11 protein-coding genes, 8 tRNA genes and 2 pseudogenes are annotated in these 14,888 nt (G+C 38.8%); 3 read left to right on the forward strand and 18 right to left on the reverse strand.

Features of this window, described 5'->3' with window-relative positions:
* Positions 1-128: 128 nt before the first annotated feature.
* On the forward strand, positions 129-665 hold the full coding sequence (locus JQ843_RS09405; protein WP_203213500.1) for a TetR/AcrR family transcriptional regulator: 537 nt from the start codon (positions 129-131) through the stop codon (positions 663-665).
* 137 nt (positions 666-802) lie between these two features.
* On the opposite strand, the pseudogene JQ843_RS09410 reads toward JQ843_RS09405, so the two are convergent.
* From JQ843_RS09410 to JQ843_RS09455, 10 genes and pseudogenes are all read right to left on the reverse strand, one after another.
* A pseudogene (locus tag JQ843_RS09410) lies at positions 803-2,324 on the reverse strand (ABC transporter permease/substrate-binding protein).
* Complete coding sequence (locus tag JQ843_RS09415) at positions 2,317-3,045, reverse strand: ATP-binding cassette domain-containing protein (RefSeq protein WP_024057349.1); 729 nt, start codon at positions 3,043-3,045, stop codon at positions 2,317-2,319. The pseudogene JQ843_RS09410 and the gene JQ843_RS09415 overlap by 8 nt, the downstream one beginning before the upstream one ends.
* A gap of 14 nt (positions 3,046-3,059) precedes the next feature.
* Positions 3,060-3,251: pseudogene (locus tag JQ843_RS09420) on the reverse strand (nuclear transport factor 2 family protein); the annotation flags it as partial.
* Between the two features lie 34 nt (positions 3,252-3,285).
* Positions 3,286-3,729, reverse strand: coding sequence for a MarR family winged helix-turn-helix transcriptional regulator (locus JQ843_RS09425; RefSeq protein ID WP_024057348.1), 444 nt, complete (start codon positions 3,727-3,729; stop codon positions 3,286-3,288).
* Positions 3,730-3,872: 143 nt separating this feature from the next.
* Positions 3,873-5,066: an O-antigen ligase family protein gene (locus JQ843_RS09430; protein WP_004242420.1), complete on the reverse strand. Its 1,194-nt coding sequence runs from the start codon at positions 5,064-5,066 to the stop codon at positions 3,873-3,875.
* A 137-nt stretch (positions 5,067-5,203) separates the two neighbouring features.
* Entirely contained in the window at positions 5,204-6,646 is a 1,443-nt protein-coding gene (gtfA, locus tag JQ843_RS09435) for a sucrose phosphorylase (RefSeq protein WP_203213484.1), read from the reverse strand.
* A gap of 205 nt (positions 6,647-6,851) precedes the next feature.
* Complete coding sequence (locus tag JQ843_RS09440; RefSeq protein WP_000711265.1) at positions 6,852-7,685, reverse strand: carbohydrate ABC transporter permease; 834 nt, start codon at positions 7,683-7,685, stop codon at positions 6,852-6,854.
* 16 nt (positions 7,686-7,701) lie between these two features.
* Complete coding sequence (locus JQ843_RS09445; protein ID WP_004258836.1) at positions 7,702-8,574, reverse strand: carbohydrate ABC transporter permease; 873 nt, start codon at positions 8,572-8,574, stop codon at positions 7,702-7,704.
* Between the two features lie 18 nt (positions 8,575-8,592).
* The gene (locus JQ843_RS09450; RefSeq protein WP_203213485.1) at positions 8,593-9,843 is read right to left on the reverse strand and encodes an extracellular solute-binding protein; all 1,251 of its coding nucleotides are present in this window, start codon (positions 9,841-9,843) and stop codon (positions 8,593-8,595) included.
* 34 nt (positions 9,844-9,877) lie between these two features.
* Entirely contained in the window at positions 9,878-12,040 is a 2,163-nt protein-coding gene (locus JQ843_RS09455) for an alpha-galactosidase (protein ID WP_203213486.1), read from the reverse strand.
* A gap of 107 nt (positions 12,041-12,147) precedes the next feature.
* Here JQ843_RS09455 and JQ843_RS09460 point away from each other — a divergent pair, with 107 nt between their 5' ends.
* The gene (locus JQ843_RS09460) at positions 12,148-13,008 is read left to right on the forward strand and encodes an AraC family transcriptional regulator (RefSeq protein ID WP_000959991.1); all 861 of its coding nucleotides are present in this window, start codon (positions 12,148-12,150) and stop codon (positions 13,006-13,008) included.
* Positions 13,005-13,940 carry a bifunctional biotin--[acetyl-CoA-carboxylase] ligase/biotin operon repressor BirA gene (birA, locus tag JQ843_RS09465; RefSeq protein WP_203213487.1) on the forward strand — a complete coding sequence of 312 codons (936 nt, stop codon included), beginning with the start codon at positions 13,005-13,007 and terminating at the stop codon, positions 13,938-13,940. The genes JQ843_RS09460 and birA overlap by 4 nt, the downstream gene beginning before the upstream one ends.
* A gap of 185 nt (positions 13,941-14,125) precedes the next feature.
* On the opposite strand, the gene JQ843_RS09470 is transcribed toward birA, so the two are convergent.
* The 8 genes from JQ843_RS09470 to JQ843_RS09505 form a co-directional block, all read right to left on the reverse strand.
* A tRNA-Ser gene (locus JQ843_RS09470) sits at positions 14,126-14,213 on the reverse strand.
* A 6-nt stretch (positions 14,214-14,219) separates the two neighbouring features.
* Positions 14,220-14,293 (reverse strand) — tRNA-Ile (locus JQ843_RS09475).
* 39 nt (positions 14,294-14,332) lie between these two features.
* Positions 14,333-14,403, reverse strand: a tRNA-Gly gene (locus tag JQ843_RS09480).
* Between the two features lie 20 nt (positions 14,404-14,423).
* Positions 14,424-14,496, reverse strand: a tRNA-Phe gene (locus JQ843_RS09485).
* Between the two features lie 3 nt (positions 14,497-14,499).
* Positions 14,500-14,573: transfer RNA gene (locus tag JQ843_RS09490), tRNA-Met, on the reverse strand.
* Between the two features lie 10 nt (positions 14,574-14,583).
* A tRNA-Ser gene (locus JQ843_RS09495) sits at positions 14,584-14,673 on the reverse strand.
* Positions 14,674-14,685: 12 nt separating this feature from the next.
* Positions 14,686-14,759, reverse strand: a tRNA-Ile gene (locus JQ843_RS09500).
* Between the two features lie 13 nt (positions 14,760-14,772).
* Positions 14,773-14,846 (reverse strand) — tRNA-Met (locus JQ843_RS09505).
* Between the last annotated feature and the right edge of the window lie 42 nt (positions 14,847-14,888).

Raw genomic sequence — 14,888 nt, forward strand, 5'->3', positions numbered from 1 at the left:
CTCCCTCCTTTGGTATAATGGGTATATACATACTTCTTTCATTTGTATTATCTAATAAAATTCAAAGAAAGGATAGAAGCAAACTGTCAGCCATGTTCAGTTCTGAACAGTTTGTCTCAAGTGTCTACATGCCAAAAAGAGACCGTCGAGTCAGCAAGACGAAAAAAGCCATCTATCAAGCTTTTTTACAACTTTTGAACGACAAAGGCTATGATGCCACTACTGTTCAGGATATCATTGACCTAGCAGATGTTGGGCGTTCTACTTTTTACTGTCACTATGAAAGCAAGGAACTCCTTTTAGATGAGCTCTGTCGCTACCTCTTTCATCATCTCTTTGAAAGGGAAGGACACTTTACTACCGAGGACTACCTCGCACATATCTTTTTACATTTTCAGAAAAACCAGGACCATGTTACCAGTCTGCTATTTTCCAAAAATGACTACTTCCTCCGTCAACTCCATAAAGAGCTAGAACACCATGTCTATCCCATGTTGGCTGATGAGTTAAAAGAAGCCCACACTAATCTGCCTACTTCTTACCTCCAACACTTGGTCATGTCCAACTTTATCGAGACATTGACCTGGTGGCTCAAAAAAGGTCAAGATTTCACAGACCAGGAAGTTGTCCAATTTTATCTAGACCTTCTCATTCCTAAAAATTGAATACAGAGTAGAGCTCAGTTGCCTTATTTCTAGGCTACTGAGTTTTTATCTTTTCAACAATCAAAAAAGCCCAGACAACATTGTCTGAGCAGTTTTCTATATGGTCGTTTAACAAAGTTGAGTTTGACATTTTCAAACTATTTCTTCAACAAACCTTGTTCTTGTAGAAACTCCTTGGCTACTTGTTCTGCTGACTTGCCTTCAACACCGACTTGGTAGTTGAGCTGGCTCATCTGGCTTTCAGTAATTTTACCAGCCAATTTATTGAGAACTGTTTCCAACTCTGGATGTTTCTTGAGAAGAGCTTCTTTCATCAGTGGAGCTCCTTGATAAGGTGGGAAGAGTTGCTTGTCATCTTCCAAAACCTGTAAATCGTAACGTGCCAATTCCGCATCAGTCGAATAGGCATCCGTGATTTGAATATCGCCCGACTGAATAGCCTGATAGCGAAGGGCTGGCTCCATGGTCGCCACATTAAGCTTGAGACCGTACATTGATTGCAAGCCCTTATTGCCATCTTCACGGTCATTAAATTCGAGTGTAAAACCTGCCTTCAGCTGCCCTTCCACTTTTTTCAAGTCCGAAATGGTCTTCAAGCCATATTCTTGAGCAATCTTTTTCGGAACAGCTACAGCGTAGGTATTTTGATAAGACATGGGTTTGAGATAGGCTAGATGATCCTGTTTGGCAATGCCATCACGCGCTACATCATAAACCTGCTCTGGCTCATGACTCACTTTCGGTGATGGCTGAAGCAAACTTTCAGTCACCGTACCAGTAAATTCAGGATAGATGTCAATATCGCCTTTTTTCAAAGCTTCATAAAGAAAGCTTGTTTTCCCAAAATTCGGTTTAACAGTCGCAGTCATACTGGTGTTTTCTTCAATCAGCAACTTATACATATTGGCCAAAATTTCTGGTTCCGGTCCCAATTTACCAGCAATGATCAAGTTCTCTTTCTCTTTTTGAGCCAAAAGAGCTGGGCTATAAGACAGACCGAGCAATATGGTCACCAAGGCAAAACCAGAGAAAATCGTCCGCAATTTTGCCTTTTCCATCACCTTTTAGTAGGAAGTTAAAGGCAATAGCAAGCACTGCAGAAGAAAGGGCCCCAATCAAAATCAGACTGGCATTATTACGGTCAATTCCCAAAAGGATAAAGGAACCCAGCCCCCCTGCCCCAATCAAGGCAGCCAAGGTTGCCGTACCGATAATCAAGACCGCCGCCGTCCGAATCCCAGACATCATAACAGGCATAGCAAGTGGAATTTCAAACTTCTTGAGACGTTCCCATCTGGTCATCCCAAAGGCAATCCCAGCCTCTTGCAGACTCGGATCAATTCCCTTCAGCCCAGTGATGGTATTTTGTAAAATCGGAAAGATCGCATAGATCACTAGAGCTGTCAAAGCTGGCAAGGTTCCAATTCCCATCAAGGGGATAAAGAGCCCCAACAAGGCAAGAGACGGGATGGTCTGGAAAATCCCTGCAATCTGCAAGACCCAGTCGGCCAATTTCTCATGATAGCGAAGATAAACAGCCAAGGGAATCGCTATAAAGATGGCCAGCAACAAGGTCAATAGTGACAACTGCAAATGTTGAGATAGAGCTGTCAACCAATCACTAAAACGATCCTGAAAAGTTGCAATTAAATTAGTCATGAACACTACCTCCAAACAAGTCTGCTACAAAGTCTGTGGCAGGCGCTTTTAAAATGGTCTCGGGATTCGCTACCTGGCGAATCTCCCCATCCTGTAAAACAGCAATACGGTCCGCCAATTTCAAAGCTTCATCCGTATCATGGGTTACAAAAATCGTTGTCATCCCAAACTCTTTATGCAATTCTTTAGTCAGAACCTGCAACTGTTTTCTCGAAATAGCATCAAGAGCCGAAAAAGGCTCATCCATGAGGAGAATCTTAGGCTGACCAATCATAGCACGGACAATACCAACCCGTTGCTGTTCTCCACCAGATAATTCACTTGGAAGTCGATGCCCATACTCAGCTACTGGTAAACCAACCTTAGCCAAAAGCTCTTCTGTTTTCTTCGCTATTTCTTCCTTAGTCCAATCCTTCATCTCAGGAATCAGGGCAATATTTTCTGCAACTGTTAGATTGGGAAACAGAGCAATGGCCTGTAAAACATAACCAGTAGAGAGACGAAGCTCACGCTCATCATAGTCTTTGATGCGCTTGCCATCCATGTAAATATTTCCATCAGTTGGTTCCAAAAGACGGTTAATCATCTTGATCATGGTCGTCTTACCGGACCCAGATGGCCCAACTAAAACCATAAACTCTCCATTCTCAATTCGTAAATTGACATCTCTCAAAACATCTTTTTCTGTGTAGCGCAAGGCTACATTTTTGTATTCAATCATTCTGTATCCTCAATTTAAAACTTCCCTCGATTGGTCAAGTCTTCTACCTTAGGCATGACTTCCTTATTGTCCCAATGCTCCACAATTTTCCCGTTTTCTAGACGGAAGATATCGTACTGGGCATAGGCAACTCAACCAATCCGATTCTGACCATAGCTAACCACATAGTTTCCTTGTCCTAAGAGTTGGAAAACAAAGTCAAAAGTGGCCTTTACTTATAAACAGCTAATTTGCACTATTTTAATCCTCATTTTCCTCCTCTTTCAGATTCGCCAAAATTCTTTCTTGAAAGGCTTCAAACTGACGAATTTCTTCCTCTGAAAATCCTTTGTAAAAGATCCTATCCAATTTCTGACTGACACGATGCCCCACTTCTTTCTGAGACTGCCCCAACTCTGTTAAAACCAGATACTTCTTACGCTTATCTTCTCCACATGGACTAATAGTTACAAGATTTTGTTCCTCTAGCTTTTTAATCATCGTCGTCAGTGTATTGTTAGCAAGCCCAGTCGCCAGAGCAATATCTGTCGCAGTTGCGCAGCCAGTTTGACTATTCCATAAAACCGCTAAAATCTTCCCCTGTTCACTCCGATAAAGAGCTTCAGGATCCCGACTAAGTAACTTTTGAAAAATCCGCCCATTCAACAAACGAATATGATGGGCTACCAAATGACTATCTTTCATGACACCTCCTTTTATTTCTACATCGAAATGAATAAAATAATTGTAACACTCATTATTCCAACTGTCAACTATTTCGATTTGGAAATAATTTTTCCCAGTAAAAAAATCTCCTACACAAGGTAGAAGATTTCAATCTTATAAACTTAATCCGTCATGTCCGATACCAAGGTTCGATGCTCCAATGGAACACTGCACATAACTAGCAAGAAAATGAAACCTGACTGAATCCAGAAGAGGGCCAAGTCAAAGATTCCATGCACAGCAACCACTGTAAGGAAAGACAGATAAAGACCGATAATCGGACGTTTCCCCGATTCCTGGCTCATATCCATCATCAAGCGAACAGGAGCAACAGAAGACAAAACTAATAAAATAGTCCCCACAATTCCGTAACTCAGAATCGTATCAATATAAAGACTGTGAGCATGTTCATGATAAGGAGCATTTATCCGAGGATACGAGTGCATGTAGGTCAATGGCCCCTCACCCCAAAAAGGATTTTGCTTAAACAAGGCCATCCCAGCATCCCAGATAGAAATTCGTTCTTCCATAGAAGAGTCTAAAGTCCCCATCCGAACTCCTAAATCACTGGAAAAGAGGAAGCTCAAGCCAATCGCAAAGACCCCAATACTAAGCCAAAAGGCCTTCCAGTTTTTAATGGTCGTAAAGAGATAGATGATTGCTCCAGCGATAATAGCAGGAAAGGCAGTTCGATTTTGAGTAAAGTTCAATCCAAAGAGATTCACAAAGCCTGCAAACACACAGAATACTTTCAACCAATTCAACTTGGTCGTTGTAAACAAATAGAAGGCAATCATGATACAGAAACAACAAATAATTCCATAATAATTAGGATTAAAGAAGGTCACTTCTGCACGATTTTGATGCCACACCTGCATATTGGGTGAAAGAAAAGCATAGTTAAATTTCTTTACAATTTGGAAATGTTCTAAACTCGCAAAAGCAGCTGACAAGACGCTACCAAACAAGACGAGCTGCAAAATCAATCGAAAGAATTTATGTGATAAAATCGACTGATAGTGCAAAAAGAAAACAGTAAATAGAAAAATTCCTACTGAAGCCACAACTCCCATCCAATTTTGTGCAAAAACGGATATAACAGTACTATAGCCAAGAAAAAGAAGCAGCATCGGATGCTCCCCCATTTTCTGAAGAATACTTTTCATGTCTCCTGTAAAAATTAAACTGATAATATATAAACAGAATACAACTACAAAAAGATAAAAGGGTAAAAAGATACTCAGGATAATTCCCAATAAAATCAGCTCTTTACTAGACAACCCTTTCAGCTTTTCAATAAAGCCTATTGATTTCAAAATGAATCCTTTCTCTCCAAATCAGTTGATTCAGATAATAGTAAGCTACCCTTTATTGTACCACTTTTTTAGCAATTTGAAAACAAAGGAAACGTTTTCTAAAATAAAAACCCTATTTTATCAACCATATCAAGTCTTCAAAATGTTACTTCAATTCCGTTCTCAATTACTCGATAAGTCTGATTTTGCAAATCAATTTCTGCTACTGCTGTTACGGACTTATCTTTATTTTGACGTTTGATTACAATGCTGTGGGCTGTTGGTGTTTCAACGTCAATAGTTCCTTCTAAATCAAATGCTACTGATCGATTACGGAAAGAAAATAGATTGAGAAGGGCCTTCACTACAGGACGTTGGACTTCTTCTGCTATTTCCTCATTGCTATAGTAATGACGATTAATATTTCGACCTACTTTAGTTTCTTCTAATAATTTCAAATCATTCTTGCCTGCTAATAGACCTACATAGTAAACTTGAGGAATACCTGGAGCAAATGCTTGAATTAATCGTGCAAGGAAATACTTGACATCATCATCTCCAAGCGCAGAATAATAGGTTGAATTGATTTGGTAGATATCTAAATTATTATACTCGGCACTGGAGTACTTACGTTTGACATTAGCTCCAACCTTATAGAGTTCATTTGAAGCATAGTCAATCTCCTCATCTGTCAGGATATCCTTGACATCCACCACTCCAATCCCATCATGGGTGTCTAGCGTCGTAAATTGCTTCATTGGGCTCATCTTTAACCACTTAGCCAAACGCTCTGTTCTGGAACTGTAAAGAGTATAAAGTGTCACCATTGGAAGAGCAAAATCATAAACATAGTAACCGTGATCCGCTATTTTAAACTGAATCGAATAGTGTTCATGAATCTCAGGTAAGAGCTCTGTCCCATACTCAGCAGCGATATCTCGAACTTTGTCCAATAAATCCCAAATATCTGGTTCTACAAAGAAATCATTAGTATCCAATTTCTTCACTGCATAAGCAAAGGCATCTAGACGAATCAAATCACACCCATTACTTGCCAAGTGCTGAATGGTCTTACGGATAAATTCCATCGTTACTTCTTTGGTCACATCAAGATCAATCTGCTCCTCACCAAAGGTATTCCACAAATGTTCCACTGACCCATCTTCAAACACAATCTCTTGCTTTGGTGCACGATCCTTACGCTTGTAAATTAAATCTACATCAGACTGTGTCGGACGGTTTTCTGGCCAAAACTTATCCCAGTTTAAAAAGAGATCTTTAAATTCACTGGCTTCATGTTTTTCTTGATAGTCCTTATAATACTTAGATTGACGAGAAATATGATTAATCATAAAGTCAAACATAAGATAATATTTCTCACCTAAATGCTTAACATCCTCCCAATCACCAAAAGCTGAATCCACTTCGTCGTAGTCAACTGGCGCAAATCCACGATCGCCTGTTGATGGGAAAAATGGGAGAAGGTGAACTCCCCCAATAGCATCTCCAAAATGCTCTTCCAAATTCTCATATAAGTCTTTAAGATTATTTCCCAGACTATCTGAATAGGTAATCAACATGGTTTTATTCTGAATTGGCATCATTACTCTCCTTTTTCTAATTGAAGCCAAGTCTCATATGACTTGGCTTCGTAAATCAAATTCATTTTAAATCTCTGTTTATTATCAAACTCGTACTAATATAGACTTTGATAAACTAAGTACTACTTTCTTGTTTTCTTCATAGAATTATCAACAAGCTGAACCCTTCCTCTGTGTCAAAGACTAGAGATTCCATGAGTTCTTCTTACTTCACTGCTCCGTTGCTCATTCCTGAAATAATATGTTTTTGGAAGATGAGGTAAACGACAGTAATTGTTACAATTCCCACAATATAGGATGCAAAACTTGGCCCATAGTCATTAAAATACTGACCTTGGTAGTTGTACTGGAAGAGAGGCAAAGTCCACATCTTGGAATCCTTATTCAAAATCAACAATGGCAACATAAAGTCATTCCAGAACCATAATGCATTGATAATCAAGGTTGTAGCATGCATAGGCTTCAGCATTGGAAAGATAATTCGACGGTAAGTTGTAAATCGATCAGCCCCATCAATTTCTGCAGCTTCATCTAAACTATCTGGTACACTGATTTTAATATAACCAACATACAAGAAGAGGGTCTGTGGAATTGCATAAGTTAGATAAAGTAGTACCAACCCCCACATATTTGCCAGGCCGAGTTTGCTCATCATAACTGTGATAGGAATCATAATCACCTGAAATGGAACAAATATCCCTAAAATCAATAGTGAATACATAATTGCAAAGGCTTTTTTCTTGGACATATTTCGAGCAATGGAATAGGCTGCAGCTGGTATAAAGAAGGCTACTACAATCAATGATAACACCGTAATAACAGCTGAATTCCAGAAATAGCCTCCAATCCCATCCGAAACCAATCGTTCATAATTGCTTAATGTAAAAGGATTGGGCAAACCAAAGAAATGATTCATGATATCCTTGGTTGTCTTGAAGGAACTAAAAACCGTTACCAACAAAGGAACAAGTATGAGAATACCACCTACTATCAAGAGGACATACTTCCAAAACTGATTCAATTTTTCTTCTTTTTTCATGTGTAAGACTCCCCTATTAGATTTCAAATTTCTTTGATAGTTTGATTTGGATCAGAGAAACAATTCCAATAATTAAGAATAAAATCAAGGCAATTGCATTCGCATATCCATATTGATTACTCTTGAAGGCATAGTTATAGACTAAAAGACCAAGAGACGTTGTAGCATTATTAGGACCACCACTCGTCAACGCAAAAATCTGGTCAAAGGCTGTCAAACCGGACTTAAGAGCCAGGATAAAAACCATAGAAACCGTTGGCAATAAATATGGTAATTCAATCTTCCAAAAAGTTTGTTTGCTTGTTGCACCATCAATTGATGCTGCCTCCAAAATATCACTTGGAATACTCTGAAGACCAGCAAGAAAGAGAATAATTGGCATTGCTACTCCTTGCCATAGAAGAACAAAAATAGTTGCCACTACCGCTCCGATTGGTGTTCCTAATAGACTCTCTTGTAAAAAACCAATTCCTAAAATTCTTCCAATCGTTGGAAGCCCATAGTTGAAGAATTGTTTAAAAATCAAGGATACTGTCAAACCAGATAAAACAGCCGGGAAAAAGAACCAAGCTCTAAAGAAGGTCTGCCCCTTCATCTTAGAATTTAAGGCTCGTGCCACAACCATCCCAATCGTAATCTCTCCAATAATCAATGCCAGAGTTAAAATCAAAGTAAAGGCTATGGCTGTGAAGAATTTCCCATCAATCATTAGCAATTTGTAGTTGTTCAAACCAACAAATTTATAATTATAGGTCAATCCAGTCCAGTTAGTCAAACTATAGAAAGCACCTTGTACCATCGGAAAGTAAAAGAAGATAGCTTGTAAAGCAAGCGGGATGAGCAAAAATGTCCAACCCCAGTATTTATTTAAAAATTTTCGAATAGCCATATCATCTTAACTCCTATTCTAGTCCAAATCTGCCTTCATTGGATTAAAGAAAGCATTGAGATTGTTTGCCATATTTTTCAGATTTTTATCCATCAGGTAACCTGTACTTAGATTAAAAAAGTCTTCTTCAGAGTTCCAGCGTTGGCCCAACCAAACATAATGTTTATCCGTAAAGGCCAGTTTAGAAATCTCTGCAAGCGCTGAATCTTCTTTTTCCTGTATGCCTTTCACCGCAACTGGTGATCCATCTACATCATAATATGACTGCATAGCTTTTGGACTAGTCATATAGCTGATAAATTCTTCGGTTTCTTTAGGATGTTTGCTAGTAGCTGAAGTTGATAATGCCATGTCCCCTGCACCAACAGTGACTTCTTTTCCTGCTTCTTCTCCTGGGAAGGCAAACATCCCCACCTCAAATTTTGGATCCTGTTGATTAATTGCCGCTAACGCCCACGATCCTTGTGGCATCATAAAAGCTTTTTCATTCGAGAATGCTACCACCGCATCATTATAAGAGGCACCACGCCATCCATCTTGAGCATTATCCGCCAACAAATCTAGTCGTTCTGCATCTGCTTTTAAAATAGCATCATCTACAGAAATAGCATTTGGTTTTGAAAAGCGAAGATAGTTATTAGCTGCGTCTCCACTGCCTGTAATGGTAATGAGAGAAAGTTGGTGATAACCGTTTAATGTCCATCCTTCATTGCCTGCAACTGCAAACGGAGAATTCCCACTATCTTTTATCTTTTTAACAATCTCTTGAAACTCTTTAAAAGTCTTCGGTTCCTCAAGTCCTAATTCTTTAAACTTTGTTTTATTGTAATAGATTCCATAAAGGTTAGCAGTTAAAGGCACACTATAAATCTTGTTATTGATTGCATACTTTTCTGCATAGTCATTCTTAATATTCTCAAGATAAGATTTCCCTGTCATATCTGCAAAGTAACCTGCTTTTGCCCACTCCTGAAAATCCATATTTTGAGGATAGATATTAACAATATCTGGAACATCTCCTGATAAAATCCGAGTCTTCAGAACAATTCCAGCTGCCGGAACAGTCGTCAGTTTTACATCAATAGTAGGATGATCCTTTTCAAAATCATCTACAATTTTTTGCAAAGTATCCGCCATTTCGGTCTTCTGGTTAAAAAATTCAATCGTTACCTTTCCATCAGTCGATTGATTATTCTGACCACAAGCCGCTAGGCCTAGTAAACTAGCCCCAGCTACTAAAAGAAAACCTGCTTTCTTATACCATTTCATTGGAAAGCCTCCTTTATAAATTTATACACCTTTATTATAGTCTTCTAAAAATATACTGTCTACTCAAAAAATCTCCTTGGGATAAAATAACAGTTAAACCCGCATACATTAGTTCTGCACCTGAGTAAACTTCGCCATTTTCCTGTAATTCATATAGTCCCTCTTCATCCAAATCTTTTAACTTTAAAGTTGTTTCCATGGTCTCTACAACTGACAAAACGCGAACGTAGGTTACAATCGTTTGATTTTTGTAATTAAATTGTACAGCTGCTTCATTGGATGCAGTATCAGGATTAATTAGTCTATACTGTTGTCCTAACTGAACTACTGGTCGTAATTCTTTATACAAGTTCACCTGATTAGCAATCTCAGCTTTCTCTTCATCTGATAAACTTGTCAAATCAAGCTCATATCCCAAATTTCCCATCATTGCTACATGACCACGTGTTTCTAATGGTGTCGTTCGCCCCATCTGATGATTCGGTACTGCTGACACATGAGCCCCCATAGAAATGGTTGGATAGAGATAAGATGAACCGTATTGAATTGGTAAACGTGCAATAGCATCAGTATTATCACTAGTCCAGACTTGTGGGAAATAGCGCATCATACCCAGATCATTTCGTCCACCACCACCAGAGCAGGACTCAAAGAGAATATGGCTGTGCTTCTCTGTCAGATAAGAAACGAGTTCGTAAAGCCCCAACATGTACTGATGAGATTGCATCTTTGTCTCTAGATAAGTAAAGCCATTTCCTAGGTTGGTCATATTACGATTCATATCCCATTTAATATAATCAATCTCATGATAAGATAGGAGTTGATCTAAGACATTTTTCAAGTATTCTACTACCTGAGGATTGGCAAGATTAAGTACTAATTGATTCCGAGAATAAGTATGCTCATAACCAGGAACCTGAATAGCCCAGTCAGGATGTTTACGATACAAATCACTATCTACAGAAATCATTTCAGGTTCTAACCAAAGTCCAAACTGCAAACCTCTTTCATGGATAGCTGAAATCAGACTTTCTAGGCTTCCACCCAGTTTTTTCTCATTAACAACCCAATCACCTAAAGCACGATTATCATCAAAACGATTGCCAAACCAACCATCATCTAATACAAAAAGTTCAATGCCAACTTTCTTAGCTTCATCAGCTAGCTCTAACAGTTTTTCTCTCTGAAAGTCAAAGTAAGTAGCTTCCCAGTTATTAATTAGAATTGGGCGTTCTTTTGTAGAAAATTTACTTGGCATAATGTGCTTCAGTACAAAATTCTGACTTTCATGACTAACACCAGTTAATCCCTTGTCTGAATAGGTCATTAAAGCTACCGGTGTTTCAAAGTATTCCTCAGGGTCTAACTTCCAAGAAAAGTTTTCCGGATTAATCCCAATAGCCAGCCGAACTTCATTCAATTGATTCTTTTGAACAAAAGCTTCAAAGTTTCCACTATACATTAGTTGAATAGCAAACACATTCCCTGCATCCTCTGTGATTCCTTGATCACAGAGTAGAAGAGCTGGTGTTTGAGCATGCCCAGAAGCTCCACGGTTCGAACTAATTGAAAAGATTCCTTGTTCTACCTGTTGACGTCGAACAGTCTTTTCACGAGCATAAGCACCCTGCAGAGTTACGATTTCGTAAGCTGCCGCTGGAAAATCAGCCATAAAAGAAAAGTCTTTATGAATGACAACTTCCTGATTACTATTATTCACTAATTTACTGTAGCTAGCAATAGTCGAATCATTATCAAAAGCAGTATAATACAAATTCAGACTAAGTTGAGCCTTAGAATCTTCTAACATTAAGACAAGAGTCTCTGTATTATCCATGCTATGTGGAGAAGGTAAGCCCTGTGGACCATTCTGACCTTTTAAACTTTTTGCTTCTACAAATCGAAAGTCTGTTACTTCAGTTACACTATGCTGAATCTGTATAGTTGGTTTCCTAAAATCTCCTAAGCCATGTTGCCCAAAAATATGACGTTGAGTATCTAAACTAAAGGTTCGATTAGTAGCTGTTGGATTTCCTGAAAAGGCATGGTCCCGTTCATAAACACTATTGGAACCTTTATAGTTCTTAATAGTCTTTCCTAAATGTTTCAAAAGTAAGTAGCCATTTCGATTTTCAATAATCAAACTTAGATTTTTACTTTCAACATAAAATAGATTATTCTCTATCCTAACTCCCATTTACTTCACCTCATCACTTTATAGATTATATTTTATCATCTGAAAACGCTTTCCGAAATAGAAAAATGTCTCAAGAATATGGTAAAATGTTAGGTAGGAGGTAGCACATGCTAGTTTTTTCAGAATACCAGACTGGAACAATTGACCTTTCCCTAAGCTTTTATGGATATGAGGAATGCACACCAAATTACTCTTTTGGTCCAACAATTCGAGATACATACGTCCTACATTACATTACTAAAGGACAAGGAAAATTTCATTACAAGGGTAAAATTGTTGATTTAAAAGAAGGAGATTTCTTTCTATTAAAACCAGATGAACTAACCTTTTATCAAGCAGATAGTAAAGAACCTTGGGCCTACTACTGGTTAGGAATCACTGGAGGGAAAGCTCCTGATTATTTTGCTCTTTCTCAAATTTCTGACCAATCTTATCTCATCCAATCTGAAACTTGTCATACCCAGACTACTGCAAAACTCATCTCAGACATTGTCCGCTTCGCTCAGATTACCAAATCAAATGAATTAGCTCAACTCCATATCATGGGACAACTCCATGAACTGATGTTTCATCTGGGAACTATTGCTCCCAATCAGAAGAAAAAGAATATTTCATCGACCCACCAACTCTATCTTGAATGCAAACGATTAATTGATAGCCACTATCCTCAATCACTTACAATTCAAGATTTAGCAAAAGAACTATCCGTTCACAGAAGCTACTTATCAAGCGTATTCAAAGAATTTAACACCTTATCTCCAAAAGAATACCTACTATACGTTCGAATGTATCGAGCTAAACAACTCCTCGAAAATACCCAAGAGTCAATCAAGGTAATTGCGTACTCGGTAGGCTTTTCAGATCCACTACATTTTTCGAAAGCTTATAAACAATACTTTAATCAGACTCCAAGTCAAACAAGAAAAGAATATTCTCAACACCAACTAGTGAGAAAGGAAACACTATGAAATCATACCAAGCCGTCTACCAAATTCTAGCTAAAGAAACCGATTATATCAGCGGAGAAAAGATTGCAGAAAAACTATCACTGACCCGAACATCAATTTGGAAAGCCATCAAGCGTTTAGAACAAGAAGGCATTGAAATTGATAGTATCAAAAACAAAGGCTATAAACTGGTGAATGGGGATCTTATTCTTCCGGAACTCCTAGAACAAAATCTTCCAATTAAAATCAGTTTTAAATCCGAAACAAGATCAACTCAACTCGATGCAAAAGAAGCAATTGATTTAGGGAATGAAGCAAACACTCTCTATCTAGCTTCCTATCAAACAGCTGGCCGAGGCCGTTTTCAACGTTCTTTCTACTCACCCCAAGGTGGCATTTATATGACACTCCATCTCAAACCAAATCTTCCCTATGAGAAATTACCATCCTACACACTACTTGTAGCAGGAGCTATCTACAAAGCCATTAAGAACCTAACTTTAATAGATGTCGACATAAAATGGGTCAATGATATCTACCTCAAAAATCATAAAATTGGAGGAATCCTCACTGAAGCAATGACCTCTGTAGAAACTGGCTTAGTCACAGATATCATTATTGGAGTAGGAATCAACTTTACTATTAAAGACTTCCCTCAAGAATTAAAAGAAAAAGCTGCTAGTTTATTCAAAGCTCCAGCACCTATTACCAGAAATGAATTAATCATAGAAATCTGGCGTTCTTTCTTCAAAACGCCAGCAGATGAGTTATTATACCTATATAAAAAACAGTCATTCGTTCTAGGAAAAGAAGTGACTTTCACACTAGATCAAAAAGACCACAAGGGACTTGCTAAAGATATCTCAGAAAATGGAAAACTTTTAGTTCAATGTGATAACGGAAAAGAAATCTGGCTCAATAGCGGAGAAATTTCACTCAAGAGTTGGAAGTAATAATAAACGAGCACAACCATAAAATCGACAATATATAAAGATTTTAGCTTTTCTGCAGCCCACTACAGTTGACAAAGAGCGCAAAAAAACTTCAGATAAGTAATCCAATTAAGTTTTACAAATCTGAAGTTTTTATTCTACTATTCTTAAAAATATAAAAAAAGAGTTATAAACTCTCAATAAAACGGAGAATAAGGGATTCGAACCCTTGCGCCAGTTACCCGACCTAACGATTTAGCAAACCGTCCTCTTCAGCCTCTTGAGTAATTCTCCTATTAATGGGCACGAGTGGACTCGAACCACCGACCTCACGCTTATCAGGCGTGCGCTCTAACCACCTGAGCTACGCGCCCAAGTTAAAAACTTGGTAATGTAATTTGAACAAAGTTCAAAGCGGGTGACGAGAATCGAACTCGCGACAACAGCTTGGAAGGCTGTAGTTTTACCACTAAACTACACCCGCATACACACTATAAGTAAAAATGGCGCGAGACGGAATCGAACCGCCGACACATGGAGCTTCAATCCATTGCTCTACCAACTGAGCTACCGAGCCTTATTGCGGGAGCAGGATTTGAACCTACGACCTTCGGGTTATGAGCCCGACGAGCTACCTAGCTGCTCCATCCCGCGTTAATACAAAAGGAGGATGTGGGATTCGAACCCACGCACGCTTTTACACGCCTGACGGTTTTCAAGACCGTTCCCTTCAGCCGGACTTGGGTAATCCTCCATACTATTCAAATGGACCTTGTAGGACTTGAACCTACGACCACTCGGTTATGAGCCGAGAGCTCTAACCAGCTGAGCTAAAGGTCCAACAAGATCTTTATAGCGGCGAAGGGGATCGAACCCCCGACCTCCCGGGTATGAACCGGACGCTCTAGCCAGCTGAGCTACACCGCCATATATCGGGAAGACAGGATTCGAACCTGCGACACCTTGGTC

Source organism: Streptococcus mitis (assembly GCF_905187495.1).
Taxonomy (GTDB): domain Bacteria; phylum Bacillota; class Bacilli; order Lactobacillales; family Streptococcaceae; genus Streptococcus; species Streptococcus mitis_CU.